The organism is Streptomyces virginiae (genome assembly GCF_041432505.1).
GTDB lineage: Bacteria > Actinomycetota > Actinomycetes > Streptomycetales > Streptomycetaceae > Streptomyces > Streptomyces virginiae_A.
This window is the reverse complement of record NZ_CP107871.1, coordinates 4,993,017-5,018,537: the sequence shown is the minus strand read 5'-3', so window position 1 is coordinate 5,018,537 and position 25,521 is coordinate 4,993,017. Positions and strand designations below refer to the sequence as shown.

Sequence of the window (25,521 nt, the reverse complement as noted above, 5' to 3'; positions counted from 1 at the left end):
CCGGACGGCGGGCGCCGGGCGCGCTAGAAGGCGTACGTGTCGCCCGTGTCCAGCGCCAGCACCACGTGCTCGTTGTTGGTGTGGTTCCGGTCCGTCGCACCGCCGTTCCACCACGTGTCGACCCGCACCGCCACTTCCGGGGCCGGCTCCCGCAGCTCCAGCAGCAGCGCGACGTGCCGGCCCCGCCCGTGCAGCGGCAGGGGGCCCGTCTCGCACACCACCTCGCGCGAACCCGCCCGCGCACAGCCCTCCGACAGCCGCTGCCGGTCCGCGAGGTCGGCCGACAGCCGCACCCGCAGCGTCGCGTTCGGCAGCGCGGCCGGCCCGTCGTTCTCCGGCACCAGCCAGATCCGCAGCCGCGCCCCCGACAGGGCCACCCGGCCGTGGTAGGCCACATCGGCCTCCGGCCCGTCCGCCACCGACGCCTGGGCCGACCCGGGGACACCCGCGCCGAGCGCCAGCAAACCCGCCACCACCACACTTCGTACGGCACCACGGCGCACCGACACCACCTCCTCGCGCGGAGGCTAGCCACCCGCACTCCCGGCCGGTCGGACCATCACACGAACGAGGGCGCGCCCACCCCCATCTGCCTTGCGCACCTACGAGCCATGCCGCTCACCCTCCCGGACCGGCAGGGCGCCCGCGCACACCGGGGACGGCCCGGATCGGCGCCGCGCGGCCGCCGAGCCGCGCCTATGCTGGCGGGTAATCGTCCGTACGAACGACCGAACGACCGAGGAGCCCGCACATGAGCACGGCCGCCACCCGAACCGCCGTAGTCACCGGCGCGAGCAGCGGCATCGGCGCGGCCACCGCCCGGCAGCTCGCCGCAGCCGGCTACCACGTCGTCCTCACCGCCCGCCGCAAGGACCGCATCGAGGCCCTCGCCGCCGAGCTCACCGAGGCCGGCCACCAGGCCACCGCCTACGCCCTCGACGTCACCGACCGCACCGCCGTCGACGCCTTCGCGGCCTCCCTCGACCGCTGCGACGTGCTCGTCAACAACGCGGGCGGCGCCATCGGAGCCGAGCCCGTCGCCACCGGCGACCCCGCCGACTGGCGCACGATGTACGAGGTCAACGTCATCGGCACGCTCCACGTCACCCAGGCCCTGCTCCCCGCCCTCACCGCCTCCGGCGACGGCACGGTCGTGGTCCTCTCCTCCACCGCCGGCCACTCCACCTACGAGGGCGGCGCCGGCTACGTCGCCGCCAAGAACGGCGCCCGCGTCCTCGCCGAGACCCTGCGCCTGGAGATCGTCGGCCAGCCGGTGCGCGTCATCGAGATCGCCCCCGGCATGGTCAAGACCGAGGAATTCGCGAAGACCCGCTTCCGCGGCGACGCGGAGAAGGCGGAGAAGGTCTACGCGGGCGTCGCGGATCCCCTGTCCGCCGACGACGTGGCCGACACCATCACCTGGGCGGTCACCCGCCCCAGCCACGTCAACATCGACCTCCTGGTGGTCCGCCCCCGCGCCCAGGCCTCGAACACCAAGGTCCACCGCGAGCTCTAGAGCACTCCCGCCGCCTTCTGGTGCGACATGAGGGCCGCCGGCTTCAGCCCGGCGGCCTGCGGGACGGGGCGGGGAGGACGAATGGGTGATGGGAGTGACGACGCGTCCCACCTGACAGGCCTGAAGTACGCCCCCGTGTCTACTTAGAGCGACCGACTACTTGCACCGGGTAATCGCGCACGCACGAAAGCCAGGCACGGAGGGTAAGTATTCATGCACAAGCTCCAACAGGTCATGATCGCTACTGCGGCGGTGGCATGTCTGGCCACCCTTGGCGCGGGAAGCGCTCACGCCGCTGACGCCGGCGTGCGGGGCAGCACCCCGCGGATCGCCCAGCTGCCTCAGCTGCCCGAGCTTCCGCGACTCCCTCAGCTGCCCCAGCTCCCGTCGATCGCCCAGCCGCAGCGTGCACAGCTCACGCAGGCAGCGCCGCAGCTGTGGGATCAGGCGGCGGCGCACGAGTCGTACGCCCCGTACACGTCCTACGCCCCGTACGACAGCACCTCCGGCACCCCGAACACGCCGAACACCCCGAACACGCCCAACACCCCGGGCGGCGGGAACACGCCCAACACTCCCAATACGCCGAACACCCCGAACACGCCTAACACCCCGGGCGGCGGCGCAACACCGAACACCCCCAATACTCCGAACACACCCAATACGCCCAACACGCCCAACGGCACGGGCACGCCGAGCACCCCCTACAAGCCGATCACCCCGAATACACCGAGCGCCCCGGTCGGAATGTAGGTTCCATCGAATACCGACGGCCGCCCGGACGCGCCCCCTGGAAATGACGCCGCTACGACTTTCGTCAAGCCGTGACGGGTGTGGACGGCCGTCCAGCTCTTCACTCACATGAAGGTGCCGCGCAGTGACTTTCACTGCGCGGCACCTTCATGTATTCGCGAAATTCATCGTGCGCTTATCCCCTCAGTTAGGGGTGTTAGGCGTGTTCGGGGTGTTCGGGGTGTTGCCCCCACCGCCAGGGGTGTTGGGCGTGTTCGGGGTGTTGGGCGTGTTCGGGGTGTTGCCCCCACCGCCAGGGGTGTTGGGCGTGTTCGGGGTGTTGGGCGTGTTCGGGCTGTTACCCCCACCGCCAGGGGTGTTGGGCGTGTTCGGGGTGTTGGGCGTGTTCGGGCTGTTACCCCCACCGCCAGGGGTGTTGGGCGTGTTCGGGGTGTTGGGCGTGTTCGGGCTGTTACCCCCACCGCCAGGGGTGTTGGGCGTGTTCGGGGTGTTGGGCGTGTTCGGGCTGTTACCCCCACCACCAGGGGTGTTCGGGGTGTTCGGGGTGTTCGGGGTGTTGTGGCCGCCACGTCCCGGGGTGTTCGGAGTGTTGGGCGTGTTCGGGGTGTTGTGGCCACGTCCCGGGGTGTTGGGCGTGTTCGGGGTGTTAGGCGTGTTCGGAGTGTTGTGGCCACCACGTCCCGGGGTGTTGGGGGTGTTAGGCGTGTTCGGCGTGTTCGGGGTGTTGTGACCGCCACGCCCCGGGGTGTTCGGGGTGTTGGGCGTGTTCGGAGTGTTGGGCGTATTACCGCCACCACCCGGGGTGTTCGGGGTGTTAGGCGTGTTCGGCGTATTCGGGGTGTTGTCGGCAACCATGATCTGGGGTGCCGGAGCGGCCGTTGCGACGGCCGGCAGAGCGACGCCCCCCGCCAGGGTCATAGAGATGGCGGAAGCCAGCAGAATCTTGCGAGAAATCTTCATCATCGGTTTTCTCCATTCGAGGATGCGGAGGCTGTTGAAATCCATCCGCTGCAGGTTGCGATATCCGACCTCCGGGGGGGGGATTCCCCGGTGAGGACCTGCTTCAAATAAACCCGATGGAAGGGGGCAGGTCATGCCACAGGAGTACGTGACTTGACACCCAATTTCGATCTTGGTAGTCGTCGGAACTCGATTATGGATACGCCTATCGGCTTCCCTCGGTGAGGTGGTCTCACCGGCTCTCAGGACCGTTTCCCGACCGGCGTCGGCCACCTGTTCGCCGGTCCGGGCGAAGCACGCCGTCCGCCTGTCCCGAAGGTTCGACCCTTGCCCGCCCCCCTGCGCCGGCCAGCGCCACCCTCACCGCCGCCCCGCCCCCGCGGAGGGACCCGCACCCCTGAGCGCACGAGAGCGATGTCCGCTCCACCGTCCTCCTGCCGGGGTGCCGATCGCGGCAGGCCCCCGCGGGTCGGACGGGGGTGACAGCCCGGGTGGCGATCCCCGCGATCCCGGCCGGGGTCGCCGACGCGTACGGGACGAACCGAACCTCTACCGCAACGACGGCTACCTGCGGCCGTCGGCCTCACGGCATGGGCGTCCGGGGCCCCGCACCAGGGTCTTCCGCCGCAACGCACAGCTGCAGAGGCCTTTCGCGGTCGCCCCTCGATCGCTGATCCGGCTCTTCCCGCAGCCTCACGTACATGAGTGCCCGTGGGCGGAGGAGCAGCCCACGGTGACCTCACCCACGGGGCCGTCGAAGGGATGCGGACCAGCCGGGCGCGCGCCCGCACCGGCCGCTACGAACAGCGCGGACACGCCCCATAACCGCGGTCGCGGTACTAGTAGACCCCCGCCGCCTTCAGGTGCGGCATGAGGGCCGCCGGCTTCAGCCCGGCGGCCCTCGCCGCGTCCAGGGCCCGCCGGAGGTCCGCCGCCAGCGTCGGCGTGAAGTGCAGCAGCACGATGTCCCCGGGCTGCAGCCGCGGCGTCGGCGGGGTCTCGCCCCAGGTGGTGAAATCGTGCGTCCAGGTGATCAGAGCCTTCACCCCGCACGCCTTGGCCGCGAGCCGCACCTCGTCGTCGACCGCCCCGTACGGCGGCCGCAACAGCTTCGGCGTCCGCCCGAAGACCTCCTGGAGCCGCTCCCCGGCCCCGCACACCTCGGCGTCCTTGCCGGCCGCGTCGAGCGTGGTGAGGTCGGGATGGTTGACGGTGTGGTTCTCGACGCCCACGCGCCCTTCCTCCGTGAGCCGGGTGAAGTACCCGGTGTCGTACGAGGCCGCCCCGGGCAGCAGGAACAGCGCGGCGGGCACCCTCTTCTCCAGCAGGATCCGCGCCGCCTCCGGATCGTGACTCCAGCCGTCGTCGATGGTGATGAAGACGACCCTCTCCTGGGTCGGCACACGCGACACGACGGGCGGCAGCCCCACCTTCGCCTGAGCGGACCCGACGGCCCCGAGACCGAGTGACAACGACGCGAGCGCGGCGATCAGCGCGCGGGATCTCCACATGCCGCACACCCTGGTCTAGACCAACTGGCCGGTCAACCCTCATGCAACAAAAGGGAGTTGCCGCCCCGCATCCCTGGGACCGTACGGGTGAATGCGCACGAAATGTCGGCGGGCGCGGCTACGATCCGAAAGCGTGAGCCGCGAGAAGGAGGAAGCTATGGCCGTGATACAGCACGAGACCACGATCGCGGAGGCCGCCGATCGACTCTCCAAGGAGCTTCCCGGGCACCGAGTGGAGATTCTCCAGGGGAGGCTCACCGTGACACCACCCGCGGACGGGTCACACGCACTGTCGCTCAGCTGGCTGATCGAGAAGTTCTACGACGCCGACGCCCGCAACGCGGGGCTGAGATACGTCCAGGGGATCGGCCTCTGGCTACCGACCGGGTCCGACGACTACGCGATTCCGGATTTCGCCCTCGTCGAGGCCGACTTCCGCGACCACAAGGTCCAGAAGAACTGCTACGCGGCCGACGTCTTCCGCCTGGTCGTCGAAGTGACCTCGTCGAACTGGTCCGACGACATCGGCGTCAAGGTCGACAGCTACGCGAAGGCCGACATTCCGGTGTACGTCATCGCCGACCGCCACCACGACGAGGCCGTCCTGTGCTGCGACCCCCGCAACGGCGCGTACCGCCTGCGCAGGACTTACAAGCGAGGCGAATCCATCCCCCTGCCGCCGTCCATCGGAGTCTCCGTCGAGCTCCCGGTGGACCTCCTCCTCGACGGCGACGAGGCCTGACCCCGGACACGCGGGAGCCCGGACCGATCGCCATCGGTCCGGGCTCCCGCATTCCCCCGACATCCGCGCCCGGGCCTCAGCCCTTGACGCAGATGACCTGCTTGAGCTTGGCCACGACCTGCACCAGGTCGGTCTGCTGGTCGATGACCTGCTCGATGGACTTGTACGCACCCGGGATCTCGTCCACGACGCCCGAGTCCTTGCGGCACTCCACGCCCTTGGTCTGCTCCGCCAGGTCGCGCGCCGAGAACCGCTTCTTCGCCGCCGTGCGGCTCATCTTCCGGCCCGCGCCGTGCGAGGCCGAGTTGAAGGACTTCTCGTTGCCGAGGCCCTTCACGATGTACGAGCCCGTGCCCATGGAACCCGGGATGATCCCGTAGTCACCGCTACCGGCGCGGATCGCGCCCTTACGCGTGACCAGCAGGTCCATGCCGTCGTACCGCTCCTCCGCCACGTAGTTGTGGTGGCAGCTGATCTCGCGGTCGAAGGAGACCTTCGCCTTCCGGAATTCCTTCCGGAACACCTCCTTGAACAGGCTCATCATCACGGCACGGTTGTACTTCGCGTACTCCTGCGCCCAGAAGAGGTCGTTGCGGTATGCCGCCATCTCAGGCGTGGCCGCGAGGAAGACTGCGAGATCCCGGTCCACGAGGCCCTGGTTGTGCGAAAGGCCCCGGGCCACGTCGATATGGAAGGCTGCCAGCTCGTTGCCGATGTTCCGCGATCCCGAGTGCAGCATGAGCCACACCGAACCGGATGTATCGACGCAAACCTCACAGAAGTGATTTCCTTGGCCAAGACTTCCCATTTGCCGCATGGCCCGGTCCCGCCGGAACTTCACCGCATCCGTGACGTAGTCGAAGCGCTCCCACAGGTCCCCGAACCCCGCCTCCGAGAAGCCGTACAGCCGCGCCGGGTCCACCGCCTCCTTGTGCAGGCCCGTACCCACAGGAATGGCCCGCTCGATCTTCGAGCGCAGACCCGACAGGTCCCCCGGCAGGTCGTTCGCCGTCAGGGACGTCTTCACCGCCGACATGCCGCAGCCGATGTCCACGCCCACCGCCGCCGGGCAGACCGCGTCCTTCATGGCGATCACCGAGCCGACGGTGGCCCCCTTGCCGTAGTGGACGTCCGGCATGACGGCCAGGCCCTTGATCCAGGGGAGGGTGGCGACGTTGTGCAACTGCTGCATCGCGCCGGCCTCGACCGACGCCGGGTCGGTCCACATCCGGATCGGGACCTTCGCCCCAGGCACCTCTACATACGACATAAGGAATCAATCCCCCGAGAACTACAGAAAAGTCAGAATGCGCAAAAGCCTCGCTCTTGATCCCAAATGCGACAGGAGACCGGCGCCGGCACCAGCGTGTGCGATAGACATTGTGTCCAGCCGTGCCCAAGTCGCGGCAACGTATTTTCCTGACCGTCGGGGGCCCGCCGGTCGAAGGGAGCCAGTGGACGTGCAGCGCAAGGCGGTACGGCGGCGAGTCCTGCCAGGCATCGCGATGCTCACCGCGCTCGCGGCCGGGGCGGCCGGCCTGACCGGGTGCACCGGCGGGAGCGGCGACGGAAGCACCAGCGACTCGAAGGCCGGCGGCAGCTCCGCCGCGCCCGCCCAACCGGGCAAGTACCGCAGTCTGCCCGCGCCCTGCAAGGCCGGCGCCGACAGCAAGAAGCTCAAGGGCATGCTCCCGGCCGGCGACAGTCTCACCCCCGAGCAGCGCGACCAGATGTACGCCGGTGTCGCGGACGCCTCGTACGACGGCGACCGCCACGTCGGCTGCCGCTGGAGCGGGCAGAGCCCCGAGGAGACGCGCCTGCTGTCGGTCGGCTTCGAGCGGGTGGTCTCCTACGACCGGACCACGAGCAGCGACGACGACAAGGCCAAGCAGGTCTACGTACGCCGACTCACCGACGCGAAGCTGCCCTTCCCCGGCCCGACCGCGAGTCCCACCCCGGCCGCTCCCACCCCCGCCGCCCCGACCCCGGCGGCACCGAGCCCGAGCGTGCCCGCGGCCCCCGGGGCGCCGGTGTCCCCCTCCGCGAGCCCGTCGGCCCCCGTCGAGCTCGGATCCCGCGTCCTGGAGGACCTCGGCAGCGACGCGTTCCTGGAGGACAAACTCAGCCCCGCCGGGGCCAGCGCCGCGCAGTCCCGCACCGTGCGCATTGTGTTCCGCACCTCGAACGTCATCGTCACCATCGAGTACAGCGTGCAGCCCGCGCTGCCCGGAACGATCCCTCCGAGCACCGAAACCCAGGACAAAGCAAGGCAGTTGGCGCAGGCTCTGGCCGAGCGTCTCAGCGAGTGAGCGGTGCGCACCGCGGTCTCGCGTGACGGCGCGCACAGCAGACGGGCATCCGATCGGGCTACCGTTGCCCGGGTCCCGCGTCCGAAGAACAACCGACAAACGTACTGAAGGAACCATGCACCGATCAGCCTCGCGCCTCACCCGCGTTCTCGCCTGCGCAGCCGTCCCGGTGATCCTCACCGTCGCCGGGTGTTCGTCCGACTCGGGCAAGGAGTCGGGCTCGAACGGCGAGAAGAAGTCCGGTTCGTCCGCGTCGGCCAAGCCGAACCCGAAGTCCTCCAAGACCCTGGAGAAGCCGGCCTTCGCGGCCCTCCCGGACCCGTGCAAGGCGCTCGCGACGCCGACGATAGACACGCTCGTCCCGGAGGCGAAGGACAAGGCCGGGGCGGCGCCCAAGGCGAACGACCTGGCCGCTCGTGCCAGCTGCTCCTGGAACGGTCTGGACGAGGACGGTCTGAAGGGTTCGCAGTACCGCTGGCTGTCGCTCTCCTACCACCGCCTCGACTCCGAGGCCAGCCTCGGCGACGCCAGCAAGCGTGCCGAGGCGCAGTACAACAAGGAGATCGAGGCGGCGAAGACCACCGAGGGCGCGCAGAACCCGAAGGCGGAGGCCGTCGGCGAGGTCGGCGACCAGGCGACGTCGGTGATCTACGTGGTGAAGAAGGACAACAACGACCACTACAACACGACGGTCGTGGCGCGTACCCAGAACGTGGTGATCACGCTCGACTACAACGGTGCGGGGCTCGAGGGGGCCTCCGCGCCGGACCACGCGAAGCTGCTGCAGGACGCGATCTCGGCCGCCAAGGAGGCTGTGACCTCGGTGGGCGCGGCGAACAAGGCGCCGGCGGAGCAGTCGCAGTCCCCGCAGCCCCAGTAGGGAACGGTCGCGGGGCGGGGCCGCCTTGGGCGTTGACATCGGGTCACCCGTACGCTGTGCCTGCTGCAGCTCGGTAAAGGCACGGTAAGTGTCCCGTACGCAGCACCAGCACTCTGCGCTCGGTATGTGCTCGACAAGGGGAGGGGATCGCGGGTGGCCGCGATGCAACTGACTCGTACGCACCGGATACTCATAGGCGTGGTGGTCGCGGGAGCCGTGGTCATCGCGGGGATCGGTTTCGCGGGCTCGTACTCCGCGGTGCGTGCCCTCGCCCTGCAGAAGGGGTTCGGCAGCTTCTCGCTGGTGTTCCCGATCGGTATCGACGCGGGCATCTGTGTGCTGCTCGCGTTGGACCTGCTGCTGACGTGGCTCCGGATCCCCTTCCCCCTGCTGCGTCAGACGGCGTGGTTGCTGACGGCGGCCACGATCGCGTTCAACGGTGCGGCCTCCTGGCCGGATCCGCTGGGCGTCGGGATGCACGCCGTGATCCCGATGCTGTTCGTGGTGACGGTGGAGGCCGCCCGGCACGCCGTGGGTCGGATCGCGGACATCACCGCGGACCGGCACATGGAGGGTGTGCGCATCACCCGGTGGCTGCTGTCGCCGATACCGACCTTCAAGCTGTGGCGCCGGATGAAGCTGTGGGAGCTGCGCTCCTACGAGCAGGCGGTCGGTATGGAGCAGGACCGGCTGATCTACCAGGCCCGGCTGCAGGCGCGGTACGGGCGTTCGTGGCGGCGTAAGGCTCCGGTGGAGGCGTTGATGCCGCTGAAGCTGGCGAAGATCGGTGTGCCGCTCGCGGAGACGACCGCGGAGGCGCTGGCGGCGACGGGCATCGAGCCGGCGGTGCTGCCGCCGGTCGACGTGCAGGGTCAGCAGCAGTTCCAGCAGGCCCCGGCGCTGGCTGCCGCCGCGCCCGGGCCGGGGCAGCAGGGCCAACTCGCGCAGCAGGGTCAGCAGGGTCAGCAGGGGCAGCTCGCGCAGCAGGCCGCCGCGCAGGCCCAGCAGCTGCAGCAGGGCCCGCAGGCGCAGCAGGGACAGCTTGACCCGCAGGGCCCGCAGGCGCAGAACCCGGCCGGTGCTCCCGGCGCCGCCCAGCATGCCCCGCCGCCCTTCGCGGTGGACCCGACGGCCATGCCCGCGGCCCACAACAGCGCGTGGTTCGCCGCTCCGCTGGCACCGCAGGCGGCGTACGAGGGCGGCTACAACCCCCAGTACGTGGAGGGTCTGGAGCCGACCCCGGTCCTGCCCCCGATGGGCCCGGACGAGGAGCGGCCCGCGCAGCAGGAGCTGCCGATCCCGGCTCAGCGCCAGGAGGAGGCCCCGGAGGAGGGGCCCGAGACTCCGGACGAGGCCGAGTTCGCGGAGGTCGCGTACAAGGTGTTCTGCTCGCTGTCCGACGAGAAGCAGGACTACCCGTCGGCCGAGGCGCTCGACATACACCTGTCGGACGGTTACGGCGTGACGCACCCGCGCAGCGGTTCGCTGCTGCGCCGGATGATCCCGGCGTTCAAGCTGCGGTACAACAAGGACCGCGAGGCCGAGCACATCGCCTGACGGTGATCGCCTGACGGCGGCTCTCCGACGGCGACGGCCGGACGGACGGACATGCGGAAGGGCCCGCACCCCGAGGGGTGCGGGCCCTTCCGCATGTCCTGCGAGCCCGGGCGGGCTCAGACGGCGAGCAGCTTGCGCACGCGGTCGGCGCCCACCGCCAGCAGCAGCGTGGGCAGGCGCGGCCCGGTCTCCCGGGTCACGAGGAGGCGGTAGAGCAGCGCGAAGAAGGTGCGCTGCGCGACCTTGAGTTCCGGGGTCGGCTTGGCATCGGGTTCGAGGCCGGCCATGACCTTCGGGACGCCGTAGACGAGGGTGGTCAGCCCGTCCAGGGACCAGTGCGAGTCCAGCCCGTCGAGCAGCAGCCGCAGCGATTCACGGCCTTCGTCGTCCAGGGACGACAGCAGCTCGGTGTCGGCCTCCTCGCGTACGAGGGTCCGCTGATCGGCCGGGACCTGGGTGGTGATCCAGTTCTCGGCGCGGTCCAGGCGCGGCCGTACCTCGTCGAGGGAGGCGAGCGGCTGCGACGGGTCGAGGTCGGTCAGGATCCGCAGGGTCTGCTCGTCGTGGCCGGCGGTGATGTCGACGACGGACGCGAGCGTCCGGTACGGCATCGGCCGCGGGGTGCGCGGCAGCTCGGCGGCGGCGGTGCGCACGGCGCGGGTGTGCGCGGCGGCGTCGGCGGGCAGGACGGAGCCGTCGGCGACCTTGGCCTCCAGCTTGTCCCACTCGTCGTAGAGCCGCTGGATCTCCTGGTCGAAGGCGATCTTGAAGGACTGGTTGGGGCGGCGGCGGGCGTAGAGCCAGCGCAGCAGCTGCGGCTCCATGATCTTCAGCGCGTCGGCCGGGGTGGGGACCCCGCCCTTGCTGGAGGACATCTTGGCCATGCCGCTGATGCCGACGAACGCGTACATCGGTCCGATCGGCTGCTCGCCGCCGAAGATGTGCACGATCTGGCCGCCGACCTGGAAGGACGAGCCGGGCGAGGAGTGGTCGACGCCGGAGGGCTCGAAGATCACGCCCTCGTAGGCCCAGCGCATCGGCCAGTCGACCTTCCAGACGAGCTTGCCGCGGTTGAACTCGCTGAGCTTGACCGTCTCGGTGAACTCGTCCTCGGTGCAGACGTAGGTCATCTCGGTGGTCTCGTCGTCGTACGAGGTGACCTTGGTGAAGTCCTTGCCGCACCGGCCGCAGTACGGCTTGTACGGGAAGTAGCCGCCCTCGCCGGTGCTGCCGTCGTCCTCGGCGGCGGCGCCGGAGCCCTCGGCGGCCTCCAGCTCGGCCTCGTCGACCTGCTTCTGCTGGGGCTTCTTGCCGCCCGGCTTCTGCTTGGTGCGGTACTGGTCGAGGACGGCGTCGATGTCGCCGCGGTGCTTCATCGCGAACAGCACCTGCTCGCGGTAGACGCCGCTGGTGTACTGCTCGGTCTGGCTGATCGGGTCGTAGTCCACGCCCATCTCGGCCATGGCCTCGACGAAGGCGGCCTTGAAGTGCTCGGCCCAGTTCGGGTACGCGGATCCGGCCGGGGCGGGCACGGAGGTCAGCGGCTTGCCGATGTGCTGGGCCCACGACTCGTCGATGCCGGGCACGCCCGCGGGCACCTTGCGGTACCGGTCGTAGTCGTCCCAGGAGATGAGGTGGCGGACCTCGATGCCCCGGCGGCGGATCTCGTCCGCGACCAGGTGCGGGGTCATGACCTCACGGAGGTTGCCCAGGTGGATGGGGCCGGAGGGGGAGAGTCCGGACGCGACGACGACAGGTTTGCCGGGTGCTCGGCGCTCCGCCTCGGCGATGACCTCGTCCGCGAAACGGGAGACCCAGTCGGTCTCGGTGCTGCTCTGAGCCACGACACGTCCTTCTATCTCGAATGCTGGCTTCAGCCATTCTCCCAGACGGAAAGGGCCGCTCCGAGGTTGCTTGCCGACCCGCGGCGAGGATCTGCTGCTGCCCGGCGTCCAGCGCCATGGGTATCAGCACGAGCGTGCTGCCGTGACGCCGGACGTACGCCGCGGCCCGGCGCTCGGGCCGACCGAAGGGTGCCGCGCTGGGCACCACCGGCAGCTCCACCCCGGGCCCGGGTACCAGCACCACGCCGCCCTTCACGCTGCGGACCTCGCTCAGGTCCGCCCATGGCGTGGTGGGTCCGTCGCCGACGCGGACCCCGTGCGAGTCCAGCCGCACCAACACCCCCAGAGCCCGCTGGCGCGCCCGTACGACCAGCAGGAACGGGAGGGCCACGGCCATGAAGGCGCAGGTGACCGCGGCGAGCCAGAAGCGGAAGCCGGTGGGCGCCGTGAGGAGGCTCGTGACGGAGGAGAGCCCCGGCAGCACGCTGAACACCAGCAGGCCGGACCCGGCGGCACGCAGCTCCAGCGGTCCGACGTCGGGGAGAGCCTCTGCGCCGCGCAGGGTGATGCGGTCCGTCCGGGCACAGTAGCGGCGGGGAAATCCCGAAATCCGGCCGGTCCCTCCGTGGGATACTCGGGGCTTGTCGGAACAACCAAGTGCACCCACCGGCACAACCTCACAGGAACGGCAGCTCATGGCCTCGGTCCCTTCCCTCGCTTCTTCCGTCAATCAGCGCGTCGCGGACGCCCTTGCCTCCGCCCTGCCGGAGGCCGGTGGCGCGGACCCGCTGCTGCGACGAAGCGACCGGGCCGACTTCCAGGCCAACGGCATCCTGGCGCTCGCGAAGAAGGCGAAGGCCAACCCGCGCGAGCTGGCGGCGACCGTGGTCGAGGGCATCCCGACGGGTGACCTGATCCAGGAGATCGAGGTCTCGGGCCCCGGCTTCCTCAACATCACCATCACCGACCGGGCGATCATCGAGACCCTGGCCGCGCGGGCCGGCGACGACCGTCTGGGCGTGCCGCTCGCGGCGGACCCGGGCACCACGGTGATCGACTACGCGCAGCCGAACGTGGCCAAGGAGATGCACGTCGGGCACCTGCGCTCGGCCGTGATCGGCGCGGCGATGGTGGAGATCCTGGAGTTCACGGGCGAGAAGGTGGTCCGTCGCCACCACATCGGCGACTGGGGCACCCAGTTCGGCATGCTCATCCAGTACCTGCTGGAGCACCCGCACGAGCTGGACCACAAGTCGGACGAGGAGGTCTCCGGCGAGGAGGCCATGTCCAACCTGAACCGGCTGTACAAGGCCTCGCGCGCGCTCTTCGACGCGGACGAGGAGTTCAAGACGCGGGCCCGGGCCCGGGTGGTGGACCTCCAGGCGGGCGACCCGGAGACCCTCTCCCTGTGGCAGCGGTTCGTCGACGAGTCGAAGATCTACTTCTACTCCGTCTTCAACAAGCTGGACATGGACATCCAGGACCCCGACGTGGTCGGCGAGTCCGGCTACAACGACATGCTGGTGGAGACCTGCAAGCTGCTGGAGGACTCGGGCGTCGCCGTCCGCTCCAACGGCGCGCTGTGCGTGTTCTTCGACGAGTACAAGGGCCAGGACGGCAACCCGACCCCGCTGATCGTGCAGAAGTCGGACGGCGGCTTCGGCTACGCGGCGACCGACCTGTCGGCGATCCGCGACCGGGTGGGCAACCTGAACGCCTCGACGCTGCTCTACGTCGTGGACGCCCGCCAGTCGCTGCACTTCAAGATGGTCTTCGAGACGGCCCGGCGGGCCGGCTGGCTGAACGACGAGGTCAAGGCCGTCCAGCTGGCGTTCGGCACGGTGCTCGGCAAGGACGGCAAGCCGTTCAAGACCCGTGAGGGCGAGACGGTCCGGCTGGTGGACCTGCTGGACGAGGCGGTGGACCGCGCGACGGCCGTCGTGCGCGAGAAGGACAAGGACCGCGGCCTGCTCACCGAGCAGGAGATCGTCGAGAACGGCGTCCAGGTCGGCATCGGTGCGGTGAAGTACGCGGACCTGTCGACGTCGGCGGCGCGCGACTACAAGTTCGACCTGGACCAGATGGTGTCGCTGACCGGTGACACGTCCGTGTACCTCCAGTACGCGTACGCCCGGATCCGGTCGATCCTGCGCAACGCGGGCGACCGTTCTCCGGTGGCCCACCCGGAGCTGGGGCTGGCTTCTGCCGAGCGGGCGCTCGGGCTGCACCTGGACGGGTTCGGCGCGCTGATCGAGGAGGCGGCCGCGGAGTACGCCCCGCACAAGGTCGCCGCGTACCTGTACCAGCTGGCCTCGCTGTTCACGACGTTCTACACCGAGTGCCCCGTCGTGAAGCCGGAGCCCGAGCTCGTCGTCGGCGAGAACCGTCTCTTCCTGTGCGAGCTGACCGCCCGCACGCTGAGCAAGGGCATGGCCCTCCTCGGAATCCGGACTCCCGAGAAGCTCTGACCTCGCGTCGCCGCACCACCGTCTGAGGCACGAACGCCCGAGGCGCGACCGTCTGACACACGACCGACGCGCACCCGTACGGCCCGATCCGGGCCGTACGGGTCGTACCGGACGTACGGTCGTACCGGTCGTACGGACCAGGTAGGAGACGGCCCGGACCGGCGCGCGCCCGTGGACCGCCCCCGGCGTGTCGGCGGACCGTACATATTTCGCAATCCTGTAGCCCTCTGCAAGCTCCTCCCACCTCACTAACCTTGGCGCCTCCCAAGGGGTTTGGGGTGGCTCCGGACATGTCCGGAGCCCGGGGAGGTAAAGAGCATGCAGTTCAAGCGCATGGCCGTCGTGGCAGCAGCCGCGGTGGCCGGCCAAACACTCCTGATGGCCGCGCCCGCGATGGCCGAGGAGCATCCGGCGGTGACCGCGCCGGACGTGGTGCCCGAGGACACCGCCGGGCCGTCGGACGACGCGCAGGCACCGGCGAAGGAGAAGAAGCAGAAGAAGGCCGAGGAAAAGGCCGAGCAGACCCCGGCGAAGAAGCCGGAGAAGAAGTCGGCGGAGAAGCCGGCGGAGAAGGCCGCGGGGCAGGCCGAGGAGAAGACACAGGCCGAGGACGCCGGCGCGCAGCAGCCCGCCGTCCAAGCCGTGGCCGCACCTGCGGCGCCCGACGCACCCGCCGTCCCGGCCGCGCCCGAGGCAGGGGCCCAGACACCGGCGCAGGCCGCCGCGCCCGAGACCCTCGAAGCCGATGAGGACACCGGGTCCGACCGGATCCTGATGGGGCCCGAGGTCACGGTCCAGGGCATCCCGGCGGCCGGGTTCAAGGCCGACGGCAGTTGGACCCCGCTCACCGTGACCGTCGACAACTCGGGCCACGTCGCCGTCGACGAGTACACCCCGATGCTGGGCGTCTCTCAGGCCGCCGGACAGTTCGCGCCGGCCCACATCAACGTCGAGTACAGCACCGCGGGCGGGCCGTGGACGGCCGCCGCACCGGTCCAGGGCGCGGCCCCGACGCTGGGCTACGCCCTCGGCGGCGCCGCCGCGATCCCCGCAGGCCAGATCCGGACCATCGACGTGCGGATCAGCTTCGCCGCGGACACCCCCGTCGTACCGTTCGACCTCACGGCGGACGGCAGGGGCCGGGTCGGGGCCTCCACCGGCAGCTCCCCCACGTCCTCGTACGCGACCAGGATCACGGGCGCGCCCGGCGGTGACGAGGATCCCGTACGGGTCGAAGGTCCGGCCCTGACGGTGAGCGGGCTCCCGGAATCGGTACGGGCGGGCGGTGACTGGACGGAACTCTCCGTCCGGGTGGACAACGCGGGCAAGGCCGAGCTGGCCGCCTTCGACCTGGGGCTGGTCCTGGCCCGGCCCGACTTCGTCTCGATGCAGGTCTCGCAGATCACGGTCGAGGTCCTGCGACCGGCCGCGGACGGACTGCCGGCGGCCTGGCAGTCCGTCGAGATCACCTCGGACGAGGACGGCTACTTCTTCGCGGGCGGCCTCGTGCGCGGGCCGATCGGCGCGGGTGCGGCGTTCGACGTCCCGGTCCGCGTCCGCTTCGCCGCCGACGCCCCGACCGGCTCGGTCTCCTTCTTCGCCTGGGGCACCTCCCAGGTCGACGCGGAGACACCCCCACCGTGGGCCGGCTCCCGCTCGACCCGCCGCCTGACCACCCTCCTGGAACCGGCCCCGGTCCCGGGCCCGGGTGGGGAGACGCCGGGTGGTGAAACCCCGGGCGGCGGAACCCCTGGTGGCGGCACCCCCGGCGGGGAAACCCCGGGCGGCGGGACCCCCGGCGGTGGCACCCCGGGCGGCGGAACTCCGGGCGGCGGGACCCCAGGTGGGGAAACTCCCGGCGGTGGCACCCCCGGTGGTGGCACTCCGGGCGGAGAAACCCCCGGCGGGGAAACGCCGGGCGGCGGGACCCCCGGCGGGGGCACCCCCGGCGGAGAGACTCCGGGCAGCGGCACCCCCGGTGGGGAAACCCCCGGCAGCGGCACCCCGGGCGGAGACACTCCCGGCGGCGAGACGCCCGGCACCGGTACCCCCGGCGGTGTGCCCGGTGGCAACGTGCCGGTACCGAACGGCGGCACCGGGACCACCCCGATCATCACCGCCCCCAACAGCGGGAGCGCCACCGGCACCGGGACCACCCCGATCATCACCGCCTCCAACAGCGGGAGCGGCACCGGCGCCCTCGCCGCCACCGGTGCCGACCCGGCCACCAGTTGGGCCCTGAACGGCGCGGGCGTGACCCTCGCCATGGGCGCGGCCCTGGTCGCGGGCACCGGTCGCCGCCGCCGCACCAACTGACGCCCCGCCCGGTTTCACCCGTACGGCCCGATTCGGGCCGTACGGGCCGGGTAGGGGACGGCCCGTCCTTCCCCCACCCACCATCGGAGGCCTCCGTGCCCGACATGAACGGCCCCTACAAGCCCGGCACTCCCTGCTGGATCGACCTGATGGCCCCCGACCAGCAGGCCGCCCTCGACTTCTACTGCGACCTGTTCGGCTGGCAGGGCGAGGTCGGCCCGGCCGAACAGGGCGGCTACTCCGTCTGCACCCTCAAGAGGCGGCCGGTCGCGGGCATCATGAAGGCGATGAACCCGGACGGCACCATCCCTGACCCGATGCCGCCGACCGTGTGGACCACGTACCTGGCCACCGACGCCATCGACCCCACCATCAAGTCCGTCACCGACGCGCACGGCACGGTCATGATGGGCCCGGTGGACGTCATGGACCTCGGGCGGATGGCGGTCGTCGCCGACCCGACCGGAGCCGTCTTCGGCCTCTGGCAGGCGAACTCCTTCGACGGCGCCGGCATCGTCAACGAGCACGGCGCCCTCATCTGGAACGAGCTGAGCACCAGCGACGTCCCCGCCGCGGCCGCGTTCTACTCCGCCATCCTGCCGATCTCCACGTCCGCCTCCCAGATGCCGGGCGCCGAGGGGTACACCGAGTTCAAGGCCTCCGGCCGCGTGGTGGGCGGAATGATGAACCTGGACAAGGCCCCTCCCGGCACTCCCCCGAACTGGCTGCCGTACTTCCAGGTCGACAACGTGGACGAGATCCAGGCCGCCGCCGAACGGGCCGGGGCCACCGTCCTCGCACCCGCCTTCGACATGGTGGCGGGGCGCATGGCCGTACTGGCCGACCCGCAGGGCGGACCCTTCGCGGTGATCACCTCGACGATCACGGAACAGCCCGCCTGACGTGACCCGGCCCACAGGAATGTTCTTCCTGTGGGCCTCCTCCTTCTCGGTGACGGTTCGTCCATCACCGAAGGGGGCTCACTCACATGAGGAACAAGCACGCGGGGGCGGCCGTGGCCGGGCTGCTGGCAGCCGACGCCGCACTGCACCTGTACTGGGGCACCGGCGCGACCTGGCCCGCCACCGACGAACGGGCGCTCTCACTGGCCGTCCTCGGCATCGAGACCTCCTTCGGACCGGGCGCGGTGCTTCCCCTGGCCGCCGTTCTCGTGACGGGAGCCACCGCCGTGTTCGCCCACACCTGCGGGCGGGGCGGCCGGGTGACCCGTGCCGTCACGGGCGCGGTCGCGGCCGGCCTGGCCGTACGGGGCCTCGCGGGCCTGGCGTGGGCGGCCGGGCTTCTCCCCAGCCCGCCGGACAGCCCTTTCCGCACCCTCAACCTGCTGCTCTACACCCCGCTCTGCCTCGCCGCCGCCTGCGCGGCGGTCCAGGTAGCCGCGCGGCGGAACTCGCACCAGACGACCTTCCCGGGCGTCCGGGCCAGCGCCCCCCAGTCGTCGGAGAGCGCGCCCACGAGGGCCAGGCCGTGACCGTGCGGCCGCTCGGTGATCCGGGAGAACCCGGGTCCGCTGTCGTGCACCTCGATGCGGACGGTCGCGTCCTCGAACCCGAACAGCCGCAGCAGGTAACCGCGGCCGGGCAGGACCCCGTACCGCAGGGCGTTGGTCGCCAGCTCGCTCACGCAGAGCAACATGTCGTCGGCGCCGTCGGTGACGCCCCACGCCTGCACGGTGTCACGTGTGAACTGGCGCGCAGCTGCGACGGTTCGGGGTGAGCGCAGGTAAAGACGCTCGTGCATGAGCGCCGCCTGAATAGTTGGATTCACGGGACGATCGTCGCGTTGCGTGACTAGCGTGTGGCTGAGCGCCGACCCGTACTCATCGATGAGTACGGGTCCGCACGGGGTATTCCGCCTGCGCGGGTGGGGAGTTCGCAGTCATGCCACCGAGGAAACGAGCACGGCCGAACGCGACGACCATGAAAATGGTCGGCGCGATGGTGGCCGCCGCCCGCATCGCCAAGAACCTGACCCAGAAACAACTGGGAGAGCTGGTCCGGCTGGATGAGGAGACCATCGCGTCCATCGAGCAGGGCCGACGCACTCTGATGCCGAACGTCGCGGAGCTGATGGACCAACATCTCGGGCTTCCCGGAATGTTGTCCGTCGCTGCTCACGGGATGCCCGAGAAGGATCCGACGCCGACGTGGTCCGAGGAGTACATGGACCTGGAGAAACGCGCCGTCGCGTTCTCCTGGTACGAGGTCTTGGTTCTGCCGGGACTGCTGCAAACCGAGAACTACGCACGGGCCTTGTTCCGCGGCCGCGTCCCGGCGTTCGTCCAGGGGGAGATCGAGACACTGACATCCCGCCGGATGGCGCGGACCGAGCTGCTGCACCGGGAACGTCCACCGACCTTTTCCTTCGTGGTGTCGGAAGCAGCGCTCCGCGACCGGATCGGCGGGAACGCGGTCTACAGCGAGCAAGTACGTCATCTGCTGAGCTGCATGAAGTTGCCGCACGTGACACTCCAAGTGCTCCCATTCGGGCAGGCCTCCCACCCCGGCCTCGCCGGCTCGTTCGTCATGCTGGAAACACCGGAGCACGAGCACCGCGCCTACGTCGAAAGCCAGCGCAGTAGCCAGCGCGTCACTCACCCTGACGACATCAGCATCCTGACCCTGCGATATGCCATGCTGCGGACTCAGGCCCTCAACCCCGAGGAGACCACAGCCTTTTTGAGTCGTCTGGTAGGAGAGATATGAGCACCGCTCTGCAGTGGTTCAAGTCCAGCTACAGCACCGATGAAGGCGACGTTTGCCTCGAAGTCGCCACCGGCCCGGACACCGTCCACGTCCGGGATTCGAAGGTCCAGGACGGGCCGATCCTGGCGCTCGCGCCGGCGAGCTGGGCGGCGTTGACCGGCTGGCTGGCTCGATAGCCCACCTCATCCAGATCCGCGAATGACAGGTGTCGTTTGATGTACCCGACAGAGCCGGCGGAAGCCTGGATCGATGATGCGCGCAACATACTGGTCGCGCCGTCGACGTTGCAGGACAGCGACCTGATCAGGGACTTCTTCGGGTCCAGGATCACACCGGAGGACCTCGCTTCCGGTTCGCCCGACCTCGCGCGCAAGACCGTCTACCTGTGTGGTGACGTGTCCGGGATCAGCGGCCGCCGGCTGAAGACGGCGGAGCGGGTGTTCGTCGTCCGGGAGCTGTCGTACGGCTACGACGGGGACGGCGAGGCACCTTGGACCCTGGTCGATGTCGGCCGGGTTCCCGTCCGGGTGCACGGCGCCGGCGTGTACTACCGCCGCTTCTTCGACATCGACGCCGATCACTTCGGGCGGATCCGTGCGGAGCACGCCTTCCAGTCCCTGACGGAGTCCACCAAGCCCGGAACGGCCCATCGCAGCGGAATCTATCTGACGCCCGTCGAGGAGAACGGTGACGAGCTGCATTTCCGCCTGCTCCGGTGTTCCACGAATCTCTCGGGGCCGACCGAGGGATTTCGCGCGACCGACACCCGCATCGTCGAGGCTCTGAACCGCGAGGCCGCCACCGTCTTCCGGGGCCAGGCGCCGCTGAATCATGTCCTCGCGCAGATCTACCACAACACCGGTGCCACGGCCGAGCGCAAGCAGTCCAAGGCCAAGATTTCGGCCCATGCCGACAAGACCAAGGACATGCCCCTCAATGGCGTCATGGCCTTCTGCACCTTCTACGACGGACTCGAAAAGCTGCGGCCCCTGGCCGAAGACGCCTTCGACTACGGCGTGAAGCGTGCCAGCGGGCTGACCCGACTCCGCTTTCGCCTCAAGGAGCCGATCGCGGAAGGCGATGGGGTCGCGCTCCCCTCACAGTTCGAGCTGACGCTCTACCCCGGCTCCGTCTTCTTCATGCCGTTGTCCACCAACCGCCTGTATACGCACGAGATCCGGCCCTCGACGTTGGGCGCCGATGTGCTCCCGACCCGCCTCGGGTACGTGGTGCGTTGTTCGAGTGCCGAGGCCGTTCACAAGGACGGTCGGACGTTCCTCAAGGCGGGCGGGAATCCGGTGGAGTTGGGGCCGCCCACACCGGAGGGCATGGACGAGCTGCGCAGGCTGTACGCCGAGGAGAACAGGACCTCGTCCTTCATCGACTACGGCGATGAATTCCTCTTCAGCATGAACACGGGGGACTATGTTGCCCCCGTGTCTAGGATCTCGGACGAGATCATCTCGTACTCGTTGCCGGCCGAGCAGGATCTCTTCGCGGAGCTGTCCTCGTCGGCTCGTCTGGAAGACGTGGGAAAGGGCCGGCAAGGTGCCGTGCTGACCAGGGTCGACGGGGCGCAGGGGGTGCCTCTCGTTCGCACCACCACTCGGTACGGTAGCCCGGCGCAGCGTTTCCGTACGGTGCACGAGCGGCTGGCCGTGCGGATTCAAGAACACCCAGCGATCCCGATCGGCTTCAACAACGCGCTCATCGAGAGCTACACGAACGCGTACAGAACCATGGGCGGTCATTCCGACCAAGCCCTGGATCTCGCCGACGGGTCCTTCATCGCCGTCTTCTCCTGCTACCGGAATCCCGAAGCCGGTCCACCGCGGAAGCTGGTGTTCGCATCGAAGGGGTCCGGTGCGAGCGACACGTTCGAGATCCCTCTCGCCCACAACGCTGTCGTCGCGTTCTCCGTCGAGTCGAATCGGCGGTTCACGCACAAGATCGTGCTGGACACGTCCGTCCCGACGTCGGACAACCTGTGGTTGGGCGTGACGTTCCGGACGTCGAAGACCCTCGTCCGGTTTCGCGACGGACAGGTGTACCTCCCGGAGGGTGCGCGCCTGACCTCGGCCGACGACGAGCAGAAGCGCGAGTTCTACCGACTGCGGCGCCGCGAGAACGAAGAGGTGGACTTCGTCTACCCGCCGCTGACGTACACCGTCAGCGAGAGCGATCTACTGCCGCCGCTCTGACGTCAGGGGGGCCAGCCCGTCGAGGATGCGGTCCAGGCCGAAGCGGAACTGGAAGTCCGGCTCTGCGGAGCCGCTGAACGCGTCCGAGGCCAGCAGCCGCGTCACCGCGGGGTGGCTGTCCGGTCCGGTCATGAGCCGCAGTGTGCGGATGTACTGGCCGAGCGCCTGGTCCGGCGCGACCCCGGACTTGATGATGGCGTCCATCATGTCGGCCGCCATCGTGGCCTCGTTCCGTACGAGGCCCCCGATCAGGATGATCGTCGAGAGTTTCTCGCTCTCCCTCAGGTCCGTGCCGGCCATCGAAGCGAGGCCCCGGTCCATCCAGGCCAGCTGGTTGGGGGAGACGGGCGCCGCGGTGATCGGGATGCGCAGGATCCAGGAGTTGGCCATCAGGACGGCCCGCTGCGCGTACGCCCAGTCCGTGAGCAGCTCGCGCCAGCTCCACCCCTGCGCCTCGGGCGGAAGTGGCGGCGGGGCGCCGACGCCCGCGTCCGCCATGAGGACGTAGAGCTCCTCTTTCGCGGCGACGTAGCGGTAGAGGGACATCGTCGAGACGCCCAGTTCCTTGGCCACCCGGCCCATGGAGACGGCGTCCGTGCCCTCACTCGCGGCCAGCGTCACGGCCGCCTCCACGATCTTCGGCAGCGTGAGCGTGGGGCGCGGCCCCTTGCTCGGGCGGTCGCGCAGACCCCAGGCCATTTCCAGGCTGGCCGGCAGCCCGGTCCCGCCGTCCTCGTCCTCCGCCATGACCGCCCACTCCTCGATTGACCCCCATCCTAGTTCTGTGTATTGCTTACACAGAAGAGCGTAAGGCATACGCAGAAGATGGGGAAGGGAGCACCACCCCTCATGACCACGCACGCCTCCGGCAGCCTCGGCATCCACGCCACAGGTCTGACCAAGTCCTACGGCGACCTCCGCGTCCTCGACGGCATCGACCTCGCCGTCCCGCGCGGTAGCGTCCTCGCCCTCCTCGGCCCCAACGGCGCGGGCAAGACCACCACCGTCCGGATCCTGGCCACCCTCACCGCCGCCGACGCCGGCACCGTTCGGATCGCCGGGCACGACACCGTCACCGAACGCTCCCGGGTTCGCGAACTCATCGCGCTCACCGGACAGTTCGCCGCCGTCGACGAACTCCAGACCGGCACCGAGACCCTCCGCATGATGGGCCGCCTGGCCGGGCTCTCCCCGCGTGCCGCCCGTACGCGCGCCGACGAGCTCCTCGCCCGATTCGGCCTCACCGAGGCGGCCGGACGCACCGCGAAGACGTACTCCGGCGGCATGCGCCGGCGCCTCGACCTCGCCGCGAGCCTGGTCTCCCGACCGGAGGTGATCTTCCTCGACGAGCCGACCACCGGGCTCGACCCGCGCAGCCGCCAGGACCTGTGGGAACTCGTACGGGAACTGCGCGCCGACGGCACCACGGTGCTGCTGACCACCCAGTACCTGGAGGAGGCCGACCAACTCGCCGACCGCGTCGCCGTCCTCGCCGACGGCCGCATCGCCGCCGAGGGCACCCCGGCCGAGCTCAAGGCCCGCGTCGCCGGACACCGGCTCGACCTCACCCTCACGACCACCGCCGCCTACGAGGCCCTCGCCCCGCGCGCAGTCCACCTCGCCCCCGACGAGCTCACCCTCGGCCTGCCCACCGACGGCACCGCTACCCACGTCCGGACCCTGCTCGACGAACTCGACCCGAACCGCACCGACATCGACCGCTTCACCCTGCGCAGCGCCACCCTCGACGACGTCTTTCTCGCCCTGACGGGAGCCGACCGATGACCGCCCTCGCCCTGGCAGGCCGCAGCCTGCGCATCAGCAGCCGCCGGCCCGACGCGCTGATCGCCGCCCTGATGCTGCCCGTCATGCTGATGCTGATCTTCGTCTACTTCTTCGGCGGGGCCATCGACACGGGCACCACCTACGTGACATACGTGGTGCCGGGCGCGATGCTGCTCTGCGCCGGCTTCGGCGCGGCCTCCACCGCCGTCAGCGTCGCCGAGGACATGACGAACGGCGTCATCGACCGCTTCCGCTCCCTCGACATCGGCGGCATCCCCGTCCTCGCCGGACACGTCGCCGCCTCGGTCGTGCGCAACCTGATCTCCACCACCCTGGTCCTCGCCGTCGCCCTCGCGATCGGCTTCCGACCCCAGGCCGGACCGGCGGCCTTCCTCGCCGCCGCCGGGCTGCTGCTCACGTACATCACGGCGATCTCCTGGCTGGCCGCCGCGCTCGGGCTGCTCGCCAGGACGCCGGAGGCGGCGGGCGGCTTCACCTTCCTGATGATGTTCCTGCCGTACCCGTCCAGCGCCTTCGTCCCCATCGAGACCATGCCCGGCTGGCTCCACGGCTTCGCCGACCACCAGCCGCTGACCCCGGTGATCGAATCCCTGCGCGCACTGCTGCTGGCGCAGCCCGCAGGAAGCGCCCCCTGGGTGGCCCTGACCTGGTGCGCGGGCATCACGGCCGCGGCCATGACCCTGGCGGCGGTCCTGTTCCGCAGCAGAACCCGCTGACGGGCTCCGGGCGGAACCCCCTCAGCGGGCCTGTGAGCCTGCCGCTCAGCTGTTGAGCGGGTAGGAATGACGGCCCGTGGCCTCATCGATCTCGGCGTGGGCCTTCTGCAGCATCTGCGACGCGAGATCCATGAGCGCACGGGCGCCCGCGATCTCTTCCCCGACCCTCAACTGCTCCGGGTCGGAGGGATGACGCAAGGCATAGCCCCGCGCCTTGATCTCGGAGCCGTCCCCGAGTCTTACCAGGGCCGCCGCACTGGTGCGGTGGCCCTCCTCGGTGAATTCGAGCTCCACATGCCACCCGACGAGCGTGGCCATGGTGCATCACCTCCAGGGGGTCACCCGTCCTTCCAGGGTGCGCCCGGGGCGAGACGAACGCGAGCGGGGGCTCCGGCGGTGTCGGGGTCCACTCGATCCGCATCAGGGATGTGTATGGGGGTTTCCCGTCAGTCCCATCGTCCCTCCGGGTCGGGCCGGTCCCTCAAGGGCGCTCGTTCCTCGCGTCGCTACGCGATGGCCTTCGGCCACCCTTGACCGACCGTCCCGCCCCGGAGAAACGAAAGACTGCCGAGAAGCCCCCAAAAGAACGAGCCGGTCGAAGCTTTCAGGGACGGGGAGATCAGGGATGCCCAGGGAGATCCCCGTGGGCACGGTCCCGAGACGGGCCCATGAGAGATGCGTGTCGGTGGCGATGGGGCGCGTCCAATCGCCACGCGCTCCTGACGTCTCAGCGTCTCCAGCCCGTCCTGGGCCGGACATAGGCCGCCCACGACCCCAGACATTCCGCGCTCACCGCGTCCGACGACCGGCTGTGGCCGGTCATAAGCCGCCCACGCCCCGTAGGCGCTTCTCGCGGGAGGCGTCCGGAGGCTGTCGGGGGCGAAAAGGCGTGGGAGCGCGGCTGTGTCGTGGTGGATGCGGGTCAGTGGAGGTGGGGGGCCGAAAAGGCCGGCAGTTTGCACCAATTACCCTTGTTTGGGGGTGGGTTTGTGGTGTCGTCTTCGCGCTGACCTGGATCCACGACGGATCAGCCGCGCTGTCGACCGTCCACCCCTCCCGGCGCGTCCCGTCAGCCGCTGACGGCCGGTGGTCGCGGTCATGGAGAGGCACGTGGCGATCCGAGGCGGCCTATGTCCAGCCCTAGACGGTCGTCGGACGCAGGTCGAGGATCGGATCACGGTCGTGGGCGGCCTATGTCCAGCCCAGGACGGTCGTC

General features: G+C 69.9%; 22 protein-coding genes and 2 pseudogenes. 16 read left to right on the top strand and 8 right to left on the bottom strand.

Translation table 11 applies throughout. From position 1 onward, the window contains the following. Positions 1–23: 23 nt before the first annotated feature. Complete coding sequence (locus OG624_RS23390; protein WP_371639806.1) at positions 24–503, bottom strand: hypothetical protein; 480 nt, start codon at positions 501–503, stop codon at positions 24–26. A gap of 248 nt (positions 504–751) precedes the next feature. On the opposite strand from OG624_RS23390, the gene OG624_RS23385 reads away from it, so the two are divergent. Then, positions 752–1,516: an SDR family NAD(P)-dependent oxidoreductase gene (locus tag OG624_RS23385; protein ID WP_033224119.1), complete on the top strand. Its 765-nt coding sequence runs from the start codon at positions 752–754 to the stop codon at positions 1,514–1,516. 482 nt (positions 1,517–1,998) lie between these two features. Here OG624_RS23385 and OG624_RS23380 read toward each other — a convergent pair whose 3' ends face one another. After that, positions 1,999–2,208 (bottom strand): hypothetical protein, encoded by a 210-nt coding sequence (locus tag OG624_RS23380; RefSeq protein ID WP_371639805.1) that lies wholly within the window; start codon positions 2,206–2,208, stop codon positions 1,999–2,001. Between the two features lie 263 nt (positions 2,209–2,471). Here OG624_RS23380 and OG624_RS23375 point away from each other — a divergent pair, with 263 nt between their 5' ends. Continuing rightward, the gene (locus tag OG624_RS23375; RefSeq protein WP_371639804.1) at positions 2,472–2,999 is read left to right on the top strand and encodes a hypothetical protein; all 528 of its coding nucleotides are present in this window, start codon (positions 2,472–2,474) and stop codon (positions 2,997–2,999) included. 1,069 nt (positions 3,000–4,068) lie between these two features. Here OG624_RS23375 and OG624_RS23370 read toward each other — a convergent pair. After that, positions 4,069–4,740, bottom strand: coding sequence for a polysaccharide deacetylase family protein (locus OG624_RS23370; RefSeq protein ID WP_352164385.1), 672 nt, complete (start codon positions 4,738–4,740; stop codon positions 4,069–4,071). Positions 4,741–4,897: 157 nt separating this feature from the next. On the opposite strand from OG624_RS23370, the gene OG624_RS23365 reads away from it, so the two are divergent. Next, entirely contained in the window at positions 4,898–5,482 is a 585-nt protein-coding gene (locus OG624_RS23365; RefSeq protein WP_161293050.1) for a Uma2 family endonuclease, read from the top strand. A 76-nt stretch (positions 5,483–5,558) separates the two neighbouring features. On the opposite strand, the gene OG624_RS23360 is transcribed toward OG624_RS23365, so the two are convergent. After that, positions 5,559–6,752 carry an RtcB family protein gene (locus tag OG624_RS23360; protein ID WP_371639803.1) on the bottom strand — a complete coding sequence of 398 codons (1,194 nt, stop codon included), beginning with the start codon at positions 6,750–6,752 and terminating at the stop codon, positions 5,559–5,561. Between the two features lie 190 nt (positions 6,753–6,942). Here OG624_RS23360 and OG624_RS23355 point away from each other — a divergent pair, with 190 nt between their 5' ends. The 3 genes from OG624_RS23355 to OG624_RS23345 all read left to right on the top strand — a co-directional run bounded on the left by OG624_RS23355 (position 6,943) and on the right by OG624_RS23345 (position 10,228). Next, entirely contained in the window at positions 6,943–7,791 is an 849-nt protein-coding gene (locus tag OG624_RS23355) for a hypothetical protein (RefSeq protein ID WP_033224215.1), read from the top strand. A gap of 115 nt (positions 7,792–7,906) precedes the next feature. Next, positions 7,907–8,671: a DUF3558 domain-containing protein gene (locus OG624_RS23350; protein ID WP_051763610.1), complete on the top strand. Its 765-nt coding sequence runs from the start codon at positions 7,907–7,909 to the stop codon at positions 8,669–8,671. 162 nt (positions 8,672–8,833) lie between these two features. After that, the gene (locus OG624_RS23345; RefSeq protein WP_442759681.1) at positions 8,834–10,228 is read left to right on the top strand and encodes a DUF2637 domain-containing protein; all 1,395 of its coding nucleotides are present in this window, start codon (positions 8,834–8,836) and stop codon (positions 10,226–10,228) included. Positions 10,229–10,344: 116 nt separating this feature from the next. On the opposite strand, the gene lysS is transcribed toward OG624_RS23345, so the two are convergent. After that, positions 10,345–12,072: a lysine--tRNA ligase gene (lysS, locus tag OG624_RS23340; RefSeq protein WP_371588224.1), complete on the bottom strand. Its 1,728-nt coding sequence runs from the start codon at positions 12,070–12,072 to the stop codon at positions 10,345–10,347. 695 nt (positions 12,073–12,767) lie between these two features. On the opposite strand from lysS, the gene argS reads away from it, so the two are divergent. From argS to OG624_RS23320, 4 genes and pseudogenes are all read left to right on the top strand, one after another. Continuing rightward, complete coding sequence (argS, locus tag OG624_RS23335) at positions 12,768–14,540, top strand: arginine--tRNA ligase (RefSeq protein ID WP_033224115.1); 1,773 nt, start codon at positions 12,768–12,770, stop codon at positions 14,538–14,540. A 318-nt stretch (positions 14,541–14,858) separates the two neighbouring features. Next, positions 14,859–16,856 (top strand): hypothetical protein, encoded by a 1,998-nt coding sequence (locus OG624_RS23330; protein ID WP_371639800.1) that lies wholly within the window; start codon positions 14,859–14,861, stop codon positions 16,854–16,856. Between the two features lie 104 nt (positions 16,857–16,960). Then, complete coding sequence (locus OG624_RS23325) at positions 16,961–17,758, top strand: VOC family protein (RefSeq protein WP_371640865.1); 798 nt, start codon at positions 16,961–16,963, stop codon at positions 17,756–17,758. Positions 17,759–17,844: 86 nt separating this feature from the next. Then, positions 17,845–18,228, top strand: a pseudogene (locus tag OG624_RS23320) (DUF3995 domain-containing protein); the annotation flags it as partial. On the opposite strand, the gene OG624_RS23315 reads toward OG624_RS23320, so the two are convergent. Further along, positions 18,207–18,617, bottom strand: a complete 411-nt coding sequence (locus tag OG624_RS23315; RefSeq protein ID WP_371639799.1) for an ATP-binding protein — start codon at positions 18,615–18,617, stop codon at positions 18,207–18,209. The pseudogene OG624_RS23320 and the gene OG624_RS23315 overlap by 22 nt on opposite strands. A gap of 185 nt (positions 18,618–18,802) precedes the next feature. Here OG624_RS23315 and OG624_RS23310 point away from each other — a divergent pair, with 185 nt between their 5' ends. The 4 genes and pseudogenes from OG624_RS23310 (at position 18,803) to OG624_RS23295 (ending at position 21,783) form a co-directional block, all read left to right on the top strand. Beyond that, positions 18,803–19,582 carry a helix-turn-helix domain-containing protein gene (locus OG624_RS23310; RefSeq protein ID WP_349252290.1) on the top strand — a complete coding sequence of 260 codons (780 nt, stop codon included), beginning with the start codon at positions 18,803–18,805 and terminating at the stop codon, positions 19,580–19,582. Next, a complete protein-coding gene (locus OG624_RS23305) occupies positions 19,579–19,758 on the top strand; it encodes a DUF397 domain-containing protein (protein WP_033224113.1) in 180 nt (59 codons plus the stop codon). The genes OG624_RS23310 and OG624_RS23305 overlap by 4 nt, the downstream gene beginning before the upstream one ends. Before the next feature lie 39 nt (positions 19,759–19,797). Continuing rightward, a pseudogene (locus tag OG624_RS23300) lies at positions 19,798–21,018 on the top strand (hypothetical protein); the annotation flags it as partial. Continuing rightward, the gene (locus OG624_RS23295; RefSeq protein WP_371640864.1) at positions 20,992–21,783 is read left to right on the top strand and encodes a hypothetical protein; all 792 of its coding nucleotides are present in this window, start codon (positions 20,992–20,994) and stop codon (positions 21,781–21,783) included. The pseudogene OG624_RS23300 and the gene OG624_RS23295, both read left to right, overlap by 27 nt. Here OG624_RS23295 and OG624_RS23290 read toward each other — a convergent pair. After that, the gene (locus tag OG624_RS23290) at positions 21,766–22,530 is read right to left on the bottom strand and encodes a TetR/AcrR family transcriptional regulator (RefSeq protein WP_033224110.1); all 765 of its coding nucleotides are present in this window, start codon (positions 22,528–22,530) and stop codon (positions 21,766–21,768) included. The genes OG624_RS23295 and OG624_RS23290 overlap by 18 nt on opposite strands. 102 nt (positions 22,531–22,632) lie before the next feature. Between OG624_RS23290 and OG624_RS23285 the strand changes: the two genes are divergently transcribed. Together OG624_RS23285 and OG624_RS23280 are read left to right on the top strand one after the other, a co-directional pair. Continuing rightward, positions 22,633–23,568, top strand: a complete 936-nt coding sequence (locus OG624_RS23285) for an ATP-binding cassette domain-containing protein (protein WP_161293034.1) — start codon at positions 22,633–22,635, stop codon at positions 23,566–23,568. Next, a complete protein-coding gene (locus OG624_RS23280) occupies positions 23,565–24,305 on the top strand; it encodes an ABC transporter permease (protein WP_161293032.1) in 741 nt (246 codons plus the stop codon). Before OG624_RS23285 ends, OG624_RS23280 begins: the two co-directional genes overlap by 4 nt. 45 nt (positions 24,306–24,350) lie before the next feature. Here the strand turns inward: OG624_RS23280 and OG624_RS23275 are convergent, their stop codons facing one another. Further along, a complete protein-coding gene (locus OG624_RS23275; RefSeq protein ID WP_030722627.1) occupies positions 24,351–24,623 on the bottom strand; it encodes a DUF1876 domain-containing protein in 273 nt (90 codons plus the stop codon). Positions 24,624–25,521 lie beyond the last annotated feature (898 nt).